We start from the raw sequence: 15,177 nt of genomic DNA, 5'->3' as shown, positions 1-15,177 counted from the left end.
CCTTGCGATCTTCGCTCCGCACAGCTGGCTGACCTGCACAAACACCCAGATTCACCTGTGGAGAAAAATCAGTCGGCAAAGAGTTCGTTCACCTTCTCGGCATGTGGAAGTGGCCGGTCGGTTTGTCGACATGGCGCCGGATCGCCCTGTCTGGACCACGTTGTGCACCGGTCATGCACAGGTAGTCCGAACGGACTACCCGAATCACCCGACCATCGGATGTGTCATGGGCTTGGGGCGCAATTGGCTGTTACATTTACCCGGTGACGTCAACGGACCGCGAGATCCTGCCCGGCGGTGCCGGCGTTCCTCGCGCTCGTGGCCGAGCCGCTCTTCCTGCTCTCGGACGCGGCGATCGTCGGACACCTCGGCACCACCGAGCTCGCCGGTCTCGGTATCGCGGGTGCCGTGCTGCAGACGCTGGTCGGACTCTGCGTCTTCCTCGCCTACGGCACCACCGCCAGCGTCGCTCGCCACCTCGGCGCCGGTGACCTTCGGGGCGCACTCACCCGGGGCATCGACGGCTGCTGGCTCGCCGTCCTGATCGGCACGGTCGTCACCGTCGCCGGGGCGGTCTTCGCCCGGCCTCTCGTCGGTCTCTTCGGCGCCGGCGACGCGGTGAGCGACCGGGCGACGGCGTACCTCGAGATCGCGATCTTCGGGACGACGCCGCTGCTGCTCATGCTCGCCACCACGGGAGTGCTGCGCGGACTCCGGGACACTCGCACTCCACTGTGGGTCGCCATCGGCGGCAACATCGCGAACATCATCCTCAACGTCGTCTTCGTCTACGGCCCGGACCTCGGCATCGCGGGCTCCCGCGCTCGGCTCGGTGCTGGCGCAGGTCGCCAGCGCCGCCGTGCTCGTCACCGTCGTGGTCCGCGCCGCCCGCCACGACGGTGCGCCCCTCACCCCCGACAAGGGCGGCATCCCGGTCGCCGCCCGGACCGGCGTTCCGCTCGTGCTGCGCACCCTCACCCTGCGCGCCTGCCTGCTCGTCGGCACCTACGCCGTCACCATCGCGCGGGCGGGACACCGAGGTCGACCTCGCCACGCACCAGATCGCCATCACGCTGTGGACCTTCCTCGCCTTCGCCCCGGATGCGCTCGCGATCGCCGCGCAGGCCATCACCGGACGCGCCCTCGGTGCCGGCGACATCGACGGCACCCGTCGGCTCACTCGACGCATGGTCCAGTGGGGCTGGGGGGCGGGCATCGCCAGCGGACTCCTCCTTGCCGCAGCCTCCCCCGTTCTCGGCCCGCTCTTCACGCCCGACTCCGACGTGCACCGACTGCTCGTGCCGATCCTGCTCGTCGCCGCTCTGGGGCAGCCGATCGCCGGCGTGGTCTTCGTGCTGGACGGCGTGCTGATCGGCGCGGGCGACGGCCGCTACCTCGCATGGGCCGGCCTCGGCGTCCTCGCCCTCTACGCCCCCGCCGCCCTCCCCGGCCGCGCGGCCCCGGCGGCCTCGTCCCCGTCTGGGTCGCGATGGTCGTCGTGTTCATGGGCGCGCGCTTCGTCCTGCTGACCCGACGCGCACGCAGCGACGCGTGGCTGGTGACGGGGTCGCTAATCTCTCGACCGTGAAGCCACTGCAGTCCGTCGCGATGGGGCTGGTGATCGTGGTGCTGGTGGCGAAGTTCGCGGGCTACGACGCGCTCGCCGATCCGGTCGGCTGGCTGCTTGTCATCTGGGGCGTACGCCGCATCGCTGACCACTCAACGCTCCGGGCCCCGGCAGTCGGTGCCCTGCTCGTCGCCTGCGTCGTCTGGTTCCCGGCGACGCAGGACCTGCTCGAGGACAGCGACCCGTCACTGCGCTGGGCGGTCAACCTGCCGCAGGTGCTGTTCTGCGTGCTGCTGTGCCACCAGCTGTCCGAGCTGGCCGGGGCCGCGGGCGACCAGCGGGCCCGGGCCCGGCTGCGGACGGCCATGGTCCTGAACGGGGTGCTGGCGATCGCGCCGGTGCTCGTCTTCGCCGCGGACGCCGACGACCTGATGGCGTCGGTCTATGCCGCGGCGGGAGTCGTCGTACTCCTCCAGATCGTCTTGCTCTTCACCTATGCCAACCGCCCGTGGGCACCCGGCTCGTAACCTAGGGCCACGCGCGGTCGTCACGGGAGGCCGCCGAGTCCTCAGGAGTCTGCATGCGTACGCGCCGTCTGGGCGTCATCACCACGCTCGCCCTCACCGCGAGCGTGCTGGTCGTGGTGCCCCGGGCAGGGCCGGCCTCCGCCGCGGCCGACTGCCTGTCCGAGCCGCCCGCCGGGCTCCTCCAACCCGGCTGCGACGACACCGTGCCGCCTGAGACCTCACTGACCGCGGTGTCGACCCCACCCAACGCGGGCGGCTGGGTCGCGACCAGCACGATGGGCTTCGCCTTCACCGGCGCGCACACGGACGCCGACACCGGCGCACTCGGCTTCGAGTGCAAGCTCGACGGGCCGACCCGGGCCCACGACTGGACTGCGTGCACCTCGCCGCGCACCTACGAGGGCCTCGTCGACTCCGAGGCGGCCTATGCGTTCCCGGGTCCGCGCGGTCGACACCGCCGACCGGGCGTTCACCTACCGTGTCTTCGGGGCCGACGAGGAGCCGGGCGACGACTTCGACGCCTCGCCCGCGGTGCTCACGTGGGGCCGGGACACCGTCGCGCCGGTGTCGTTCGTCAACCCCGACCTGTACGACGAACAGACACCGCAGCAGCCGGTCGTGATCGGTCGCAGCGTCGGGATCCGCCTGAACAGCAACGAGCCCGACGTCGTCTTCGAGTGCGAGGTCGACGGTGAGGGCACGCCCTGCACGCCCGGGGCCCGGCGCTACACCGACGCTTCCTCGGGACGGCACTTCTTCCGCGCCCGCAGCGTCGACAAGGCCGGCACCCCGAGCGCGTGGTCGCAGGTGACCGAGTTCTACGTCCCGACCGACCTGCGTCGCCGGCGCGGGTTCTCCCGGGTCACGAAGGCCGGCGCCTTCGACGAGACGCTGGTCAAGTCGAAGAAGAAGGGCGCCCGCCTCGTCCTGCCCAAGCAGCGGGTCGGCGAGCTGCGCCTGTATGCACCCACCGCACCGTCGTACGGAAAGGTGCGAGTCAAGGTGGGAGCGACCAACTGGCGCGTGGTCAACCTCGCCGGGCCGCGCTCCGCGCAGAAGGAGTTCCCGGTGCTCAACCGCTACCGGGGGCTCGCGCACCGGGCGGATCATCATCGAGGTGCTCAGCCGCAACAAGCCGGTGTTCCTCGACGCGATCGTGGCCCGGACCAACGTCTTCCGGGGGCTGAGCTCCGCCCAACCCGATGTAACCGGCGTTTACCGAGACTGACCGGCCGTTGCATGGGCCGTTCAGTGCAGATAAACGCCGGTTACATGTTGGGGGCGGTGGCGGAGCAACACCCAGAAACGACAGAACGGCCCGCCCGCTCCGAGGAGCAGACGGGCCGTACGTGTGAAACGAGCGTCAGGCCGGAACGACGTTGAGAGAAACCTTGGCGGCAACTCCGTCGTGCAGCTTGACCGACACCTCGTGGGCACCGAGCGACTTGATGGGCTGGGCGATCACGATGGTACGGCGATCGACCTTCTCACCGGAGGTCTCGGTGATCGCGTCGGCGATCTCGGCGGTGGTGACGGCGCCGAACAGGCGACCGGCCTCACCGGAACGGACCTTGACGTTGACCGAAGCCTGCTCGAGCTTGTTCTTGATCTCGACCGCGTGGTCCGAGTCGCGGGCGGCACGCGTTGCGCGGGCAGCCTTGATCGACTCGATGGTCTTCTCGCCACCACGGGTCCAGCGGAGGCCGAGGCCCCGCGGGATGAGGTAGTTACGGCCGTAGCCGTCCTTGACCTCGACCACGTCGCCGGGGGCGCCGAGGCCGTCAACTTCCTGCGTCAGGATGAGCTTCATGTCTCGTGCTCCTCTCAGCGACCGGTGGACGTGTAGGGCAGAAGCGCAACCTCGCGAGCGTTCTTGACCCGCAATCGCGACGTCCCGCTGGTGCTGGACGCAGTTGCCGGTCACGCGACGCGCGGATCTTGCCTCGGTCGGAGATGAACTTGCGGAGGAGCGTGGCGTCCTTGTAGTCGACACCGGTCGCCTTCTCCTTGCAGAACTGGCAAACCTTCTTCTTGGGCTTGCGAATCACTGCCTTGGCCATTGTGGTGCTTCCTTTCTAGAAGCCCGGCCCTGCCAAAGAGACAGGGGCGGAATGGTTGAGGTGATTACGGACGGGTTGTGCTGCTGATCAGAAGGGAGGCTCTTGCGAGCCGCCGACGCCGGGGGCACCCCACGGGTCGTTGGCCGGGGCAGCGTTGCCGCCACCGCCGTACGACCCGCCCCCGGTTGCCGCCCTGTGCCGGCTGAGCGCCACCCTGCGGGGCGCCGTAGCCACCCTGCGCGGGAGCGGGCGTCGCCCACGGGTCGTCGGCCGGGGCGTTGCCGCCCTGTCCGCCGCCCCGGCCACCGCCACCGAAGCCACCGCCACCGCTGGAGCGGTTGGCGCGGGTGACCTTGGCCGTGGCGTACTTCAGCGAGGGACCGACTTCTTCGACCTCGATCTCGAAGACGGTGCGCTTCTCACCCTCGCGGGTCTCGTACTGACGAGACTTGAGTCGGCCCTGCACGACGACGCGCATGCCGCGCTGCAGCGACTCGGCGACGTTCTCCGCCGCCCGGCGCCACACCGAGCAGGAGAGGAACAGCGCATCGCCGTCCTTCCACTCGTTGCTCTGCTTGTCGAACGTGCGGGGCGTCGACGCGATCCGGAAGTTCGCCACCGCGGCACCCGAGGGGGTGAAGCGGAGCTCCGGGTCGTCAACGAGGTTGCCGACGACGGTGATGATCGTCTCGCCTGCCATGTCAGGTCTCCCTAGAAGTCAACTGATCAGTGATGTCGATGGCCACTATGACGGCAACCACCGACAAAGGTCATGAGATGCGGCCCGGAGGCCACGCCTCACTTCGCGTCGGGACGCAGGACCTTCGTACGCAGGATGGACTCGTTGAGCGTGAGCTGGCGGTCGAACTCCTTGACCGTGGCCGGCTCGCAGGTCAGCGAGATGACGGCGTAGATGCCCTCGGCGTTCTTCTTGACCTCGTAGGCCAGACGGCGGCGACCCCACACGTCGACGTTGTCGACGGTGCCACCATCCTTGCGGATGACGTTGAGGTACTTGTCGAGGGACGGCTCGATGGTGCGCTCCTCGAGACTGGGGTCGAGGATCACCATCACTTCGTAGACACGCGACATGCGTGGCTACCTCCTTCGGACTCAGGCGGCCACGGACGTTCCGTGGCAGGAGGATGTGCCCCCACTGGACGGGGGCGACAGGCAAGGTTAACAGCGGCCACGGACATGCTCGGAAATCCGTGCCTGTGGATGACCGGACGCACGGATCGCGCCGCGCGGCTAACGTCGTTCCCATGCGTACGGCGCCGCTCCACCACACCGTCATCGCCGGCCGCTACCTCATGCTCGACCAGATCGGCGCGGGCGGCATGGGATCGGTCTGGCGGGCCCGCGACGAGCGCACCGGCGAGGTCGTCGCGGTCAAGGTCCTCGGTCACCACAACGCCGCCCTGCTCATCCGCTTCGTCCGCGAGCAGGCGGTCCGCGTGCGCCACCCGCACGTCGTCGCCCCCGATCAGCTGGGCAGCCGACGACGACCTCGTGGTGCTCGCCATGGACCTCGTCGGTGGCGGATCCGTCCGGGACCTCCTCGACGAGCACGGCCCCCTCCCGGTCGGGTACGCCGCAGCGTTGCTCGAGCAGCTCTTGTCGGCGCTCGCCGCGGTGCACGCGGCAGGGCTGGTGCACCGCGACGTGAAGCCGGCCAACCTGCTCCTGCAACCGACCGTCGACCAGCCGCCACACCTGCGACTCGGTGACTTCGGGGTGGCCGCCCCGATCGCCGATGCCCGCTACACGACCGTTCCCGGGGCGATCGGCACCGAGGGCTACATGGCGCCCGAGCAGGCGCGCGGCGCGCCACCCGACCCGAGCCGGGACCTCTACTCCGTCGGCCGGGTCGGTCTCCAGCTGATCACCGGGCTGACGCCGGAGCGCCGGGGGGCGATCGGTTCCGGTCCGCTGCGACCGTTGCTGGAGCGGTTGCTCGTCGTCGACCCGGAGCAGCGGCTGGCCACGGCCGACGCGGCACTGCGGCTGCTGCGCCGCCTCGACATCGCCTTCGAGGACGGCCCGCAGGTCACCGACCGGCTCGGCGCCCAGCCGTCCGCCGAGCCGGACTGGGCTGCTCGGGCCGTCCTCGCGGCCTGCGCGAGTGTGGTCGCGCTGTGTGTCGCGGTCGTTGTCGGCGTACTGCTCTGAGGTCCATCCACAAGAGGGCGCCGTAGACCCCCAATGTCGGTTCCTGCCGCTTTGACCCGGAAATGCCGCGCCCGCACAACGAAGGCAGTTCGCGAATCTCCGGAGGTGGCGCACGCTCAGCGGCGCCGGTCGGGGCGCGAACTGCCTTCGTTGTGCGAACCGGGGGTTCGCGAACGACGGCACACGGGCGGGCTGTCCGCGGGCCCGCATAGCCTGAGGTCATGAGCATCAAGATTGGCGCACACGTCGACCGGGCCGACCCGATCGCGCAGGCACAGGCACGCGAGGTGCCGCTGGTGCAGTTCTTCCTGGGCGACCCGCAGGGCTACAAGGGCCCCGAGGTGCAGTACGCCGATGGCGCCGCCGCGTTGAAGGCCGCCGCCGAGCAGGCCGGCATCGATCTCTACGTGCACGCGCCCTACATCGTCAACGTCGCGACGACGAACAACCGGATCCGGATCCCGAGCCGCAAGCTGCTCCAGCAGCACGTCGACGCGGCCGCGGAGATCGGGGCGAAGGGGCTGATCGTGCACGGCGGCCACGTGAACAAGGACGACGACCCCACGATCGGTTTCGACAACTGGCGCAAGGCGATCGACGCCACCGACCTGAAGATCCCGATCCTGATCGAGAACACCGCTGGTGGCGACAACGCGATGACGCGCTACCTCGAGCGCATCGCGGGGGTGTGGGACGCGATCAGCGGCTGCGAACAGGCCGACATGGTGGGCTTCTGCCTCGACACCTGTCACGCGCACGCCGGCGGCAACCCGCTCGAGACCGTGGTCGCCGACGTGCTCGCCATCACCGGGCGCATCGACCCGGTGCACTGCAACGACAGCCGCGACGAGTTCGATTCCGGCGCGGACCGGCACGCCAGCCTCGGCGCCGGCAAGATCGACGCCGACCTGCTCGCCTCCGTCATCCGCGACGCGGGCGCCCCGGTCGTGCTGGAGACGCCGGGGGCGGCCGCCGAGCACGTCGACGACGTGGCCTCGGTTGCGGCAGCGGCTGTGAGGTCCGCAAAGATTTGTCCGGATTACATGCAACCTGATTGAAGTCCCCTGCGTCTGGGTATGTAGAGAGCTGGCTGGACACGCACGGGGGTCGTGTCCGGCCGTCTTTCATTTGGGCCCGGGCACCCAGCCGATACCGTGGCCCGGTGACTCCCCCGTCGAATCCGCAGCCGCTCACCGTCCGGACGATCACGACGGCGGAGCACGCAGCCTTCATCGCCGAACGCCCGAGCGCCAGCTTCCTGCAGACGCCGGCGTGGGCGCAGGTGAAGCCCGAGTGGCGAGCCGAGAGCATCGGCTGGTTTCGTGGCTCGGACATCCGGGGCGCCGCGCTGGTCCTCTACCGCCAGCTGCCCAAGCTGAAGCGGTTCCCTGGCCTACCTGCCCGAGGGCCCGGTCATCGACTGGACCGACGACGACCTCGCGGCCCGGCTGGAGCCGATGGCCGCGCACGCGAAGCGGCAGGGGGCCTTCGGCGTACGCATGGGGCCGCCCGTCATCACCCGGCGCTGGAGCGCCGCGCAGATCAAGGACGGCATCGCCGACGAGTCCGTCCGCCGCCTGACCGACATCGCCCCCTCGAGCGCTCCCGCGAGGGCGCGGCCGTGGTCGCGCAGCTGCACGAGGGCGGCTGGCGCCCGCAGGCGGTCGAGGGCGGGTTCGCCGCCGGGCAGCCGCAGTACAACTTCGTCATCCCCCTCGCCGGCAAGTCCGAGGACGACGTGCTCAAGGGCATGAACCAGCTCTGGCGTCGCAACATCAAGAAGGCCGCCAAGGAGGGCGTGGTCGTCGAGCAGGGCACGCGCGAGGACCTCAAGGCCTTCCACGACCTCTACGTCCACACCGCGGAGCGTGACCACTTCACGCCGCGCGGCCTCGCCTACTTCGAGACGATGTTCGACGCCCTGTCGGCCGAGGCACCCGGCCGGATCACGCTCTGGCTGGCCCGCCACGACGGCGACCCGGTCGCGAGCACGATCGCCATCCGGGTCGGCACCCACGCCCGGTACTCCTACGGCGCCAGCTCGACCGAGAAGCGCGAGGTCCGCGGCTCCAACGCCGTGCAGTGGGAGATGATCCGCGACGCACTGGCCAACGGGGCCGAGGTCTACGACCTGCGCGGGATCACCGACACCCTCGACTCGTCCGACTCCCACGTCGGGCTGATCCAGTTCAAGGTCGGCACCGGCGGCGAGGCCGTGGAGTATGTCGGCGAGTGGGACCTGCCCCTGAACAAGCCGCTCTACAAGGCGTTCGACCTCTACATGAAGCGTCGCTGATGAGCCTCGTCCTCAGCGTCGACGGCGAACGCTGGCGCAAGCACCTCATCGAGACGACCACGGCCCTGCCGGGGTCGTGCCCGTCGCGAAGGGCAACGGCTACGGCTTCGGCAACGCCCGGCTCGCGCGTCGCTGCGCCCGGGCTCGACGAGCAGGCTGAGACCACCGGCACCCGCATCGAGATGATGGCGGTCGGCACCTACCTCGAGCTGCCGCAGGTGGCCGACCGATACCCCGGCGACCTGCTGGTCCTCACGCCCCGGCGTCCGCTGGGGGCCGCCCTCGACGTGCCCGAGACCCTGAGCCCGCGGGTCGTCCACACCGTCAGCCGCATCGCCGACGTGCGAGACCTGCTGGAGCGGGCGCCGGACGCGCGGTTCGTCCTCGAACAGCTCACCTCCATGCGCCGCCACGGCATGACCCGCCGCGAGCTGCTCGAGGCGGCCAAGGTCCCGGGCGAGCGGACGCTGTCCGGCCTCGCCGGCGTCGCGATGCACCTGCCGCTCAACACCGCCAGCCACCTCGGTGAGGTCACTCGCCTGATCAACGACGTCGTGGCCACCGGGCTGCCCACCCGCACGATCTTCGTCAGCCACCTGACCCGCGGCGAGCTGGCCGGGCTGCGCACCTCCTACCCCGACTTCACCATCCGCCCGCGGATCGGCACCGACCTGTGGCTCGGCGACCGCGCCGCGCTCAAGGTCAGGGCCACGGTCCTCGACGTGCACGCGATCGAACGCGGAGAGACGTTCGGCTACCGCGGCCGCTCGATGCCCAAGGGCGGTCACATCCCGGTCGTCAGTGGCGGTACGGCGCACGGGATCGGCCTCGAAGCGCCGAGCGGCGACCAGTCACTGAGGAGCCGGGCCGCGACCATCGCGCGCAGCGGCATGGACGTGGTCGGCCCGGTGCGCTCGCCGTTCTCCATCGACGGAAAGCAGCGGCTCTTCGCCGAACCACCGCACATGCAGGCGTCGATGCTGTTCCTGCCGTCAGGTGCGCGCGTGCCTGCCGTCGGCGAGGACATCGACGTCAGGGTCCGGTTCACCGCCACCACGTTCGACCGCGTCGACGTCGGCTGAGCCGACCGGGTCGACATCGGCTGAGCCGACCGGGTCGACATCGGCAGAGTCGGGGTCGTCGGCGGTCGTCGCCGTGATCGCGATCAGCCACATCAGCCCAGCGATGCGCAGCAGCACGGCCAGCCAGAAGACGCGGGCCTCCCCGCCGCCGGACGGCGCGAGGACGCCGCCGAGGTAGAAGCCCAGCAGTGCGAAGTGCCCGATCTCGCACGCCTGCCAGACCAGCAGGCTGCGCCACTCGCGGACCGCCACCACGGCGAGCGGCAGCAGCACCAGCGCGAAGGAGGGGGCCGCGGCCGGGCTGACGATCAACGCCTCCGCCAGCAGCAGAGTGCCGAGGCTGGCGAACGACCAGCGTCCGCGCCACGCGACCGCCACCACCACGGCACAGATCAGCGCCAGCATGGCCGCCGTGGCGATCAGCACGGATCGCGTGGACGGGTCGAGGTTGGAGACCTGCGTCGCGAGCAGCCGGGCGGAGCCGATGTCGGGTCCATGGAGGTAGGCCTGCCACGACGTCCGCCACGCCGTGGGGGAGCTGGCCACGGCAGGCATCATCAGGGCGATCCGGGTCGCCAGCGCCCCGGAGGCGAAGACGCCGGCCTCAGGCAACCGCCGGTCCCGGACCAGCAGGGCGAGTGCGGGCACGAGCAGCAGCGCAACGAACGGGGACGCCGCCACGCCCACCCCCGATCGCGACACCCATCCACCCGAGCCGGGCACGCGACCGGGCCCAGAGGGCCGCCGCCACGGCCGCCGCCGGGAGCAGGTCCCGTGCAATGGGGAAGAACAGCACCAGCACGGGCGCTGCGGCGAACGCAGCAGCGTCCCACGGTCGACGGCGCCGTACGCCCGTCAGCAGCCCGGCGGCCAGCAGGCCGACCCCCGCCAGCAGGACCGCGTTGACCAGCGTGAAGATCCGGGCCTCGCGCAGCACGTCGGGATCGGCGGCGACGTCGGCTGTCGGGAGCTGCGCGCGGGCCGCGAGGTCGGGGGTGCCGGCGAGCAACCACGTCACCCGTTGAGCGGCGAAGCCGACGTAGGCGGGCAGCGGCGGCACCCACGCGGGGGGCGTGCGGCGCGCACCTGCGGGTCATCGGTGAAGGGCCAGATGCCCTCGGCGTGCCCGTTGGCGACGTACGCCGTGGACGCGTCGGACCAGCACAGGTTGGTGTAGCGGCCGGTGTTCCCGGTCTCGCCCGCGATGTCGAGGCAGGGCGCCTTCGCGACGATGCCGAGCGACATGGCGACCGCGGCCAGCAGCAGCACGACGCGCAGTGGCGTCCACCACGGGTGTCGACCCGCGTGGTCGCCCAACGGCCCGCCGATCGCCTCGCTGACGGAGTGGACGACGGCGTCCTCACGGCTGGGCGAGACCCGGTCGCGAGAGGTGCCGCTCACCGCGCGGCGGTCCGTGACGGTGCCACGGTGGGCGGCGGGACGGTCTCCGATGGCGGCGGGGTGGTCGGCGTCGGCGTCGGGGTCGGGGTCGGGGTCTCCGTCGGCACCGTCTCGGTCGGCACGGGCGTCGTCGGCACCGGCGTCGGCGTCTCCGTCGGGGTCTGCGTCGGCTGCGGCTTGATCGTCGCCGACTTCGTGGGCTTCTTCGTGGGCTTCGGCTGCGGCTTGGGAGCCGGCGGCGGGACGTAGGGCTCGTGGCCCTCGTCGGGCGCGTCACCGTCGACGTAGGCCGGCTCCGGGAAGTCCACGACCTCGAGGCCCTCCATGATCGAGGTCATGATCGCGGTCCGGGTCTCGGCCGGGTAGGCGCCACCGAAGTAGGACGGCAGCCAGCCCTCGAGCTGCTCGTTGCCCTTGCCGCGGGCATACATCACGGCCGTGGCGTACTGCGGGGTGTAGCCCGCGAACCACGCCGATGACACCTCGTCGCGACCGTTGGTCGCCGTGCCGGTCTTGCCGGCTGCCGGGCGACCCGGGCTCAGCGCAGCGGTCCCGGATCCGGACTGCACGACACCCTCGAGCGCATAGGAGACGTCGGCGGCGATGTCCTCGTCGATGGTGCGGGTGGCGTCGTTCTGCCGGGGAGTAGCGCTCCTCGCCGGAGGCGTCCACGACCTTCTCGATCACGTGCACGCCGGCCCGCTCACCGCCGGACGCGATGGTGGCGTAGGCGTTGGCCATGTTGATCGGGCTGACCGTCGCGCTGCCGAGCGAGACGCCGGTGACGGGTTCGAGGCCGGGCGAGGACGTGGGGATGCCGATGGTCTTCCCTGGTGGCCCCGGCCGGCGGGATGCCGAGGTCGTTGGCCGCCGCGATGATCTTCTCGGGACCGTCCTCCATCCCCAGCGTCATGTCGATGAAGGCGGTGTTGACGGAGTTCTCCGTCGCGGTGAGCATGGAGATCCGTGGAGCCGTAGTCGGAGTCGCCCCCGGTTCTCCATCTCGGTGCCGTCGGGCAGCTCGTACGGCGAATTGCCGTCGAAGCTGTCATTGAGCTCGTAGCCGTCCTTGATCGCGGCGACGAGCGCGGCAACCTTCATGGTCGACCCGCCCCGGGCACCGGCCGAGGCCCAGTTGATCTGGGAGTCGAGATAGTCCCGGCCGCCGTAGAAGCCGCGCAGGGCGCCGGTGCCGACCTCGACCGTGGCCGCGCCGACGTGCAGCTCCTTGTCGCCGAAGCCCTCGGGCTTCTGCTCGAGCACACCCTGCTCGACCGCTTCCATCGCCTCGGGGGTGAATGTCGTGGTGACGCGCAGGCCACCGCCGTCGATCTCGGACTCGTCGAACCCGAGGCGCAGCAGCTCCTTCTTGACCAGCGTCAGCATGTGGCCGCGCTGTCCGCCGTACTGGCTCTGGCTGGCGATCTCGGGGAACTTGGGCAGTCGCTTGGTGGCCTTCTCGGCCTGCTCCGCGGAGATCGTGCCCATGTCGGCCATCGCGTTCAGGACGTAGCCGTAGCGCTCCTTGAGCGCCTGCTTGGCCTCGCGACCGTCCGCGGGGTCGTAGCGCGACGGGTTGTTCAGCGTGGTGGCGAGGACGGCGCTCTCGCGGAGGCTCAGGTCCTTGGCCTCCTTGTCGAAGAAGGCACCCGCGGCCGCCCGGATGCCGTAGGCACCGCGGCCGAAGTAGATGGTGTTGAGGTATCCCTCGAGGATCTCGGCCTTGCTCAGCTGGTTCTGGATCTTGAGCGACACGATCGCCTCCTTCACCTTGCGCGTGTAGCTGCGCTCGCTGGTGAGGTAGAGGATCTTGACGTACTGCTGGGTGATCGTGGACGCGCCCTGCTGCGCGTTGCCCCGGGCGTTGGAGAAGGCCGCGCGCAGGATGCCCTTGGGGTCGAGGCCCTTGTCGGTCCAGAAGGACTGGTTCTCGGCGGCGACGACCGCGTCCTGCATGGTCGCGGGCATCTCCGAGAGCGGGATCGACTGCCGGTTCTGGTCGTCGTAGTAGGTCCCGAGCTCGTCCTTGCCGCCGCTGTAGTAGACGAACGTCGTCTGCGCCTTGAAGGCCTCGTTGGGCTCGGGGATGGAGATCGCCTTGTAGAGCACGAAGAACAGGCCCACCGCGATCAGTGCGCCCACCACGCCGAAGATCGTCAAGACCTTCGCCGGGCCGCGCGCCCGCTGGCCTGCCGTCTTCTGGGACTTGATGGGTCGTCGGGTGACGGGTGGACCGTCGGCTCTGCGCTTGCTCACGGCCAAAGGGTACGGGGGAAGCGGGACAACTCCCGATTAACGGATCATGGATATATCGCTACGATAGGTCGCATGGCACGTCGGGCAGAGACCATCGAGCTGGCAGTCCTCGGGCTGCTGCACGAGGGACCCATGCACGGCTACGAGCTGCGCAAGCGGCTCAACCTGATGCTCGGCTGGGGTCGGGTGCTGTCCTACGGCTCCCTCTACCCCGCTCTGAAGAAGATGCTCCGGGCCAACCTCATCGAGGAGATGACGGCCACCACGCCGGTCTCGCGCCGGCCCCGGATCGTCTACGAGGTCACCGAGGCCGGGCACGCCGAGTTCGAGCGCCTGATGTCGGAGGTGGGTCCGACCGCGTGGGAGGACGACAACTTCGACATCCGGTTCGCGTTCTTCGGTCGCACGGACATGGAGATCCGGCTGCGGGTGCTCGAAGGGCGCCGTACCCGCCTCCGGGAACGCCCGGCCCGGGTCCAGAGCGACCCGGAGCGCACGCAGGCCGAGGTCAACAGGTATGCCGCAGAACTTCAGCGGCACGGGGTCGAGTCGGTCCGAGCGCGAAGTGCGCTGGCTCTCCGACCTCATCTCCGCCGAGCGCGGAGAACCGCTCGCGCAGCACCCGGGCACCGGTGCGTCCACCCGATCACCCAGCACTGACAACCAATAGTTCCCGCCAGACAAGGAGAGTCCCCATGGGGTCCGTACGAGTAGCAATCGTGGGGGTCGGCAACTGCGCCACCTCCCTCATCCGGGGCGTCGAGTACTACAAGGACGCCGACCCGACCGCCACCGTGCCGGGCCTCATGCACGTCAAGTTCGGCGACTACCACGTCTCTGACGTGAAGTTCGTCGCGGCGTTCGACGTCGACGACAAGAAGGTCGGCAAGGACCTGTCCGAGGCGATCAACGCCTCGGAGAACAACACGATCAAGATCGCCGACGTCCCGACCCTCGGTGTCGACGTGCTCCGTGGCCCGACGCTCGACGGCCTCGGCAAGTACTACCGCATGACGATCGACGAGTCCCCCGCCGAGGCGGTCGACGTCGTGGCCGCCCTCAAGGACGCCCGGGTCGACGTCGTCGTCTCCTACCTCCCCGTCGGCTCCGAAGAGGCGGACAAGTTCTACGCCCAGTGCGCCATCGACGCCGGTTGCGGCTTCGTCAACGCGCTGCCCGTCTTCATCGCCTCCGACCCCGTGTGGGCCAAGAAGTTCGAGGACGCCGGCGTCCCGATCGTCGGCGACGACATCAAGTCGCAGGTCGGCGCCACCATCACGCACCGCGTGATGGCCAAGCTGTTCGAGGACCGCGGTGTGGCGCTGGATCGCACCTACCAGCTCAACGTCGGCGGCAACATGGACTTCAAGAACATGCTCGAGCGTGAGCGTCTCGAGTCCAAGAAGGTGTCCAAGACCCGGGCCGTGACCTCCAACCTGACCGGCTCGCTGGCCGGCCTGAAGGACAGCAAGAACGTCCACATCGGCCCGTCCGACTACGTCGCGTGGCTCGACGACCGCAAGTGGGCCTACGTCCGCCTCGAGGGTCGCGCCTTCGGTGACGTCCCGCTCAACCTCGAGTACAAGCTCGAGGTCTGGGACTCGCCCAACTCGGCCGGCATCATCATCGACGCCGTCCGCGCCGCGAAGATCGCCCCGGACCGCGGCATCGGCGGTCCGATCATCGCCGCCTCGACGTACCTCATGAAGAGCCCGCCGGTGCAGATGCCCGACGACCTCGGTCGCCTCGAGCTCGAGAAGTTCATCAAGGGTGAAGCCGACGCGTGAGGCGTTGACCTGACACCCTCGGCCCCGTC

Annotated in this window: 16 protein-coding genes and 6 pseudogenes; 12 read left to right on the top strand and 10 right to left on the bottom strand. The window is 69.9% G+C overall.

Features of this window, described 5'->3' with window-relative positions; genetic code table 11:
- Positions 1-297 precede the first annotated feature (297 nt).
- The 6 genes and pseudogenes from LP418_RS11700 to LP418_RS11675 form a co-directional block, all read left to right on the top strand.
- Positions 298-723 (top strand): annotated as a pseudogene (locus tag LP418_RS11700) (MATE family efflux transporter); the annotation flags it as partial.
- Between the two features lie 11 nt (positions 724-734).
- Positions 735-1,340, top strand: a pseudogene (locus LP418_RS11695) (MATE family efflux transporter); the annotation flags it as partial.
- Between the two features lie 3 nt (positions 1,341-1,343).
- Positions 1,344-1,529: a hypothetical protein gene (locus LP418_RS11690; RefSeq protein ID WP_257957326.1), complete on the top strand. Its 186-nt coding sequence runs from the start codon at positions 1,344-1,346 to the stop codon at positions 1,527-1,529.
- Positions 1,530-1,584: 55 nt separating this feature from the next.
- Complete coding sequence (locus LP418_RS11685) at positions 1,585-2,094, top strand: hypothetical protein (RefSeq protein ID WP_257956387.1); 510 nt, start codon at positions 1,585-1,587, stop codon at positions 2,092-2,094.
- Positions 2,095-2,147: 53 nt separating this feature from the next.
- Positions 2,148-2,789: a hypothetical protein gene (locus LP418_RS11680; protein ID WP_257956386.1), complete on the top strand. Its 642-nt coding sequence runs from the start codon at positions 2,148-2,150 to the stop codon at positions 2,787-2,789.
- On the top strand, positions 2,713-3,477 hold the full coding sequence (locus LP418_RS11675) for a hypothetical protein (protein WP_257956385.1): 765 nt from the start codon (positions 2,713-2,715) through the stop codon (positions 3,475-3,477). Before LP418_RS11680 ends, LP418_RS11675 begins: the two co-directional genes overlap by 77 nt.
- Here the strand turns inward: LP418_RS11675 and rplI are convergent.
- From rplI to rpsF, 4 genes and pseudogenes are all read right to left on the bottom strand, one after another.
- Positions 3,458-3,904: a 50S ribosomal protein L9 gene (gene rplI / locus LP418_RS11670; RefSeq protein ID WP_257956384.1), complete on the bottom strand. Its 447-nt coding sequence runs from the start codon at positions 3,902-3,904 to the stop codon at positions 3,458-3,460. The two genes, LP418_RS11675 and rplI, sit on opposite strands and share 20 nt — an antisense overlap.
- A gap of 14 nt (positions 3,905-3,918) precedes the next feature.
- Positions 3,919-4,154 (bottom strand): annotated as a pseudogene (rpsR, locus tag LP418_RS11665) (30S ribosomal protein S18).
- 87 nt (positions 4,155-4,241) lie between these two features.
- Positions 4,242-4,854, bottom strand: a pseudogene (locus LP418_RS11660) (single-stranded DNA-binding protein).
- Positions 4,855-4,952: 98 nt separating this feature from the next.
- Positions 4,953-5,246 (bottom strand): 30S ribosomal protein S6, encoded by a 294-nt coding sequence (gene rpsF, locus LP418_RS11655; RefSeq protein ID WP_257956383.1) that lies wholly within the window; start codon positions 5,244-5,246, stop codon positions 4,953-4,955.
- A gap of 105 nt (positions 5,247-5,351) precedes the next feature.
- On the opposite strand from rpsF, the gene LP418_RS11650 reads away from it, so the two are divergent.
- The 4 genes and pseudogenes from LP418_RS11650 (at position 5,352) to LP418_RS11635 (ending at position 9,704) form a co-directional block, all read left to right on the top strand.
- Positions 5,352-6,326, top strand: coding sequence for a serine/threonine-protein kinase (locus LP418_RS11650; RefSeq protein WP_336275977.1), 975 nt, complete (start codon positions 5,352-5,354; stop codon positions 6,324-6,326).
- 221 nt (positions 6,327-6,547) lie between these two features.
- The gene (locus tag LP418_RS11645; RefSeq protein WP_257956382.1) at positions 6,548-7,384 is read left to right on the top strand and encodes a deoxyribonuclease IV; all 837 of its coding nucleotides are present in this window, start codon (positions 6,548-6,550) and stop codon (positions 7,382-7,384) included.
- Positions 7,385-7,488: 104 nt separating this feature from the next.
- A pseudogene (locus LP418_RS11640) lies at positions 7,489-8,622 on the top strand (lipid II:glycine glycyltransferase FemX).
- Positions 8,622-9,704 (top strand): alanine racemase, encoded by a 1,083-nt coding sequence (locus LP418_RS11635; RefSeq protein WP_257956381.1) that lies wholly within the window; start codon positions 8,622-8,624, stop codon positions 9,702-9,704. The pseudogene LP418_RS11640 and the gene LP418_RS11635 overlap by 1 nt, the downstream one beginning before the upstream one ends.
- On the opposite strand, the gene LP418_RS11630 is transcribed toward LP418_RS11635, so the two are convergent.
- The 6 genes and pseudogenes from LP418_RS11630 to LP418_RS11605 all read right to left on the bottom strand — a co-directional run bounded on the left by LP418_RS11630 (position 9,615) and on the right by LP418_RS11605 (position 13,361).
- On the bottom strand, positions 9,615-10,352 hold the full coding sequence (locus LP418_RS11630; RefSeq protein WP_257956380.1) for a hypothetical protein: 738 nt from the start codon (positions 10,350-10,352) through the stop codon (positions 9,615-9,617). The genes LP418_RS11635 and LP418_RS11630 overlap by 90 nt on opposite strands.
- On the bottom strand, positions 10,309-10,764 hold the full coding sequence (locus tag LP418_RS11625) for a hypothetical protein (protein ID WP_257956379.1): 456 nt from the start codon (positions 10,762-10,764) through the stop codon (positions 10,309-10,311). The genes LP418_RS11630 and LP418_RS11625 overlap by 44 nt, the downstream gene beginning before the upstream one ends.
- Positions 10,719-11,105, bottom strand: coding sequence for a hypothetical protein (locus LP418_RS11620; RefSeq protein ID WP_257956378.1), 387 nt, complete (start codon positions 11,103-11,105; stop codon positions 10,719-10,721). The genes LP418_RS11625 and LP418_RS11620 overlap by 46 nt, the downstream gene beginning before the upstream one ends.
- Positions 11,102-11,921: pseudogene (locus LP418_RS11615) on the bottom strand (penicillin-binding transpeptidase domain-containing protein). The gene LP418_RS11620 and the pseudogene LP418_RS11615 overlap by 4 nt, the downstream one beginning before the upstream one ends.
- Positions 11,809-12,063 (bottom strand): hypothetical protein, encoded by a 255-nt coding sequence (locus LP418_RS30830; protein WP_336275976.1) that lies wholly within the window; start codon positions 12,061-12,063, stop codon positions 11,809-11,811. Before LP418_RS30830 ends, LP418_RS11615 begins: the two are co-directional and overlap by 113 nt.
- A complete protein-coding gene (locus LP418_RS11605) occupies positions 12,015-13,361 on the bottom strand; it encodes a transglycosylase domain-containing protein (RefSeq protein ID WP_257956377.1) in 1,347 nt (448 codons plus the stop codon). The genes LP418_RS30830 and LP418_RS11605 overlap by 49 nt, the downstream gene beginning before the upstream one ends.
- 72 nt (positions 13,362-13,433) lie before the next feature.
- On the opposite strand from LP418_RS11605, the gene LP418_RS11600 reads away from it, so the two are divergent.
- Both LP418_RS11600 and LP418_RS11595 read left to right on the top strand, forming a co-directional pair.
- The gene (locus LP418_RS11600; protein ID WP_257956376.1) at positions 13,434-14,021 is read left to right on the top strand and encodes a PadR family transcriptional regulator; all 588 of its coding nucleotides are present in this window, start codon (positions 13,434-13,436) and stop codon (positions 14,019-14,021) included.
- Positions 14,022-14,056: 35 nt separating this feature from the next.
- Complete coding sequence (locus LP418_RS11595; RefSeq protein ID WP_257956375.1) at positions 14,057-15,148, top strand: inositol-3-phosphate synthase; 1,092 nt, start codon at positions 14,057-14,059, stop codon at positions 15,146-15,148.
- Positions 15,149-15,177: the final 29 nt, after the last annotated feature.

The sequence above is a fragment of the Nocardioides sp. B-3 genome, from assembly GCF_024703895.1.
GTDB lineage: Bacteria > Actinomycetota > Actinomycetes > Propionibacteriales > Nocardioidaceae > Nocardioides.
Note: the sequence above shows the minus strand (reverse complement) of the source record. Positions and strands in the feature narration are given on the sequence as shown.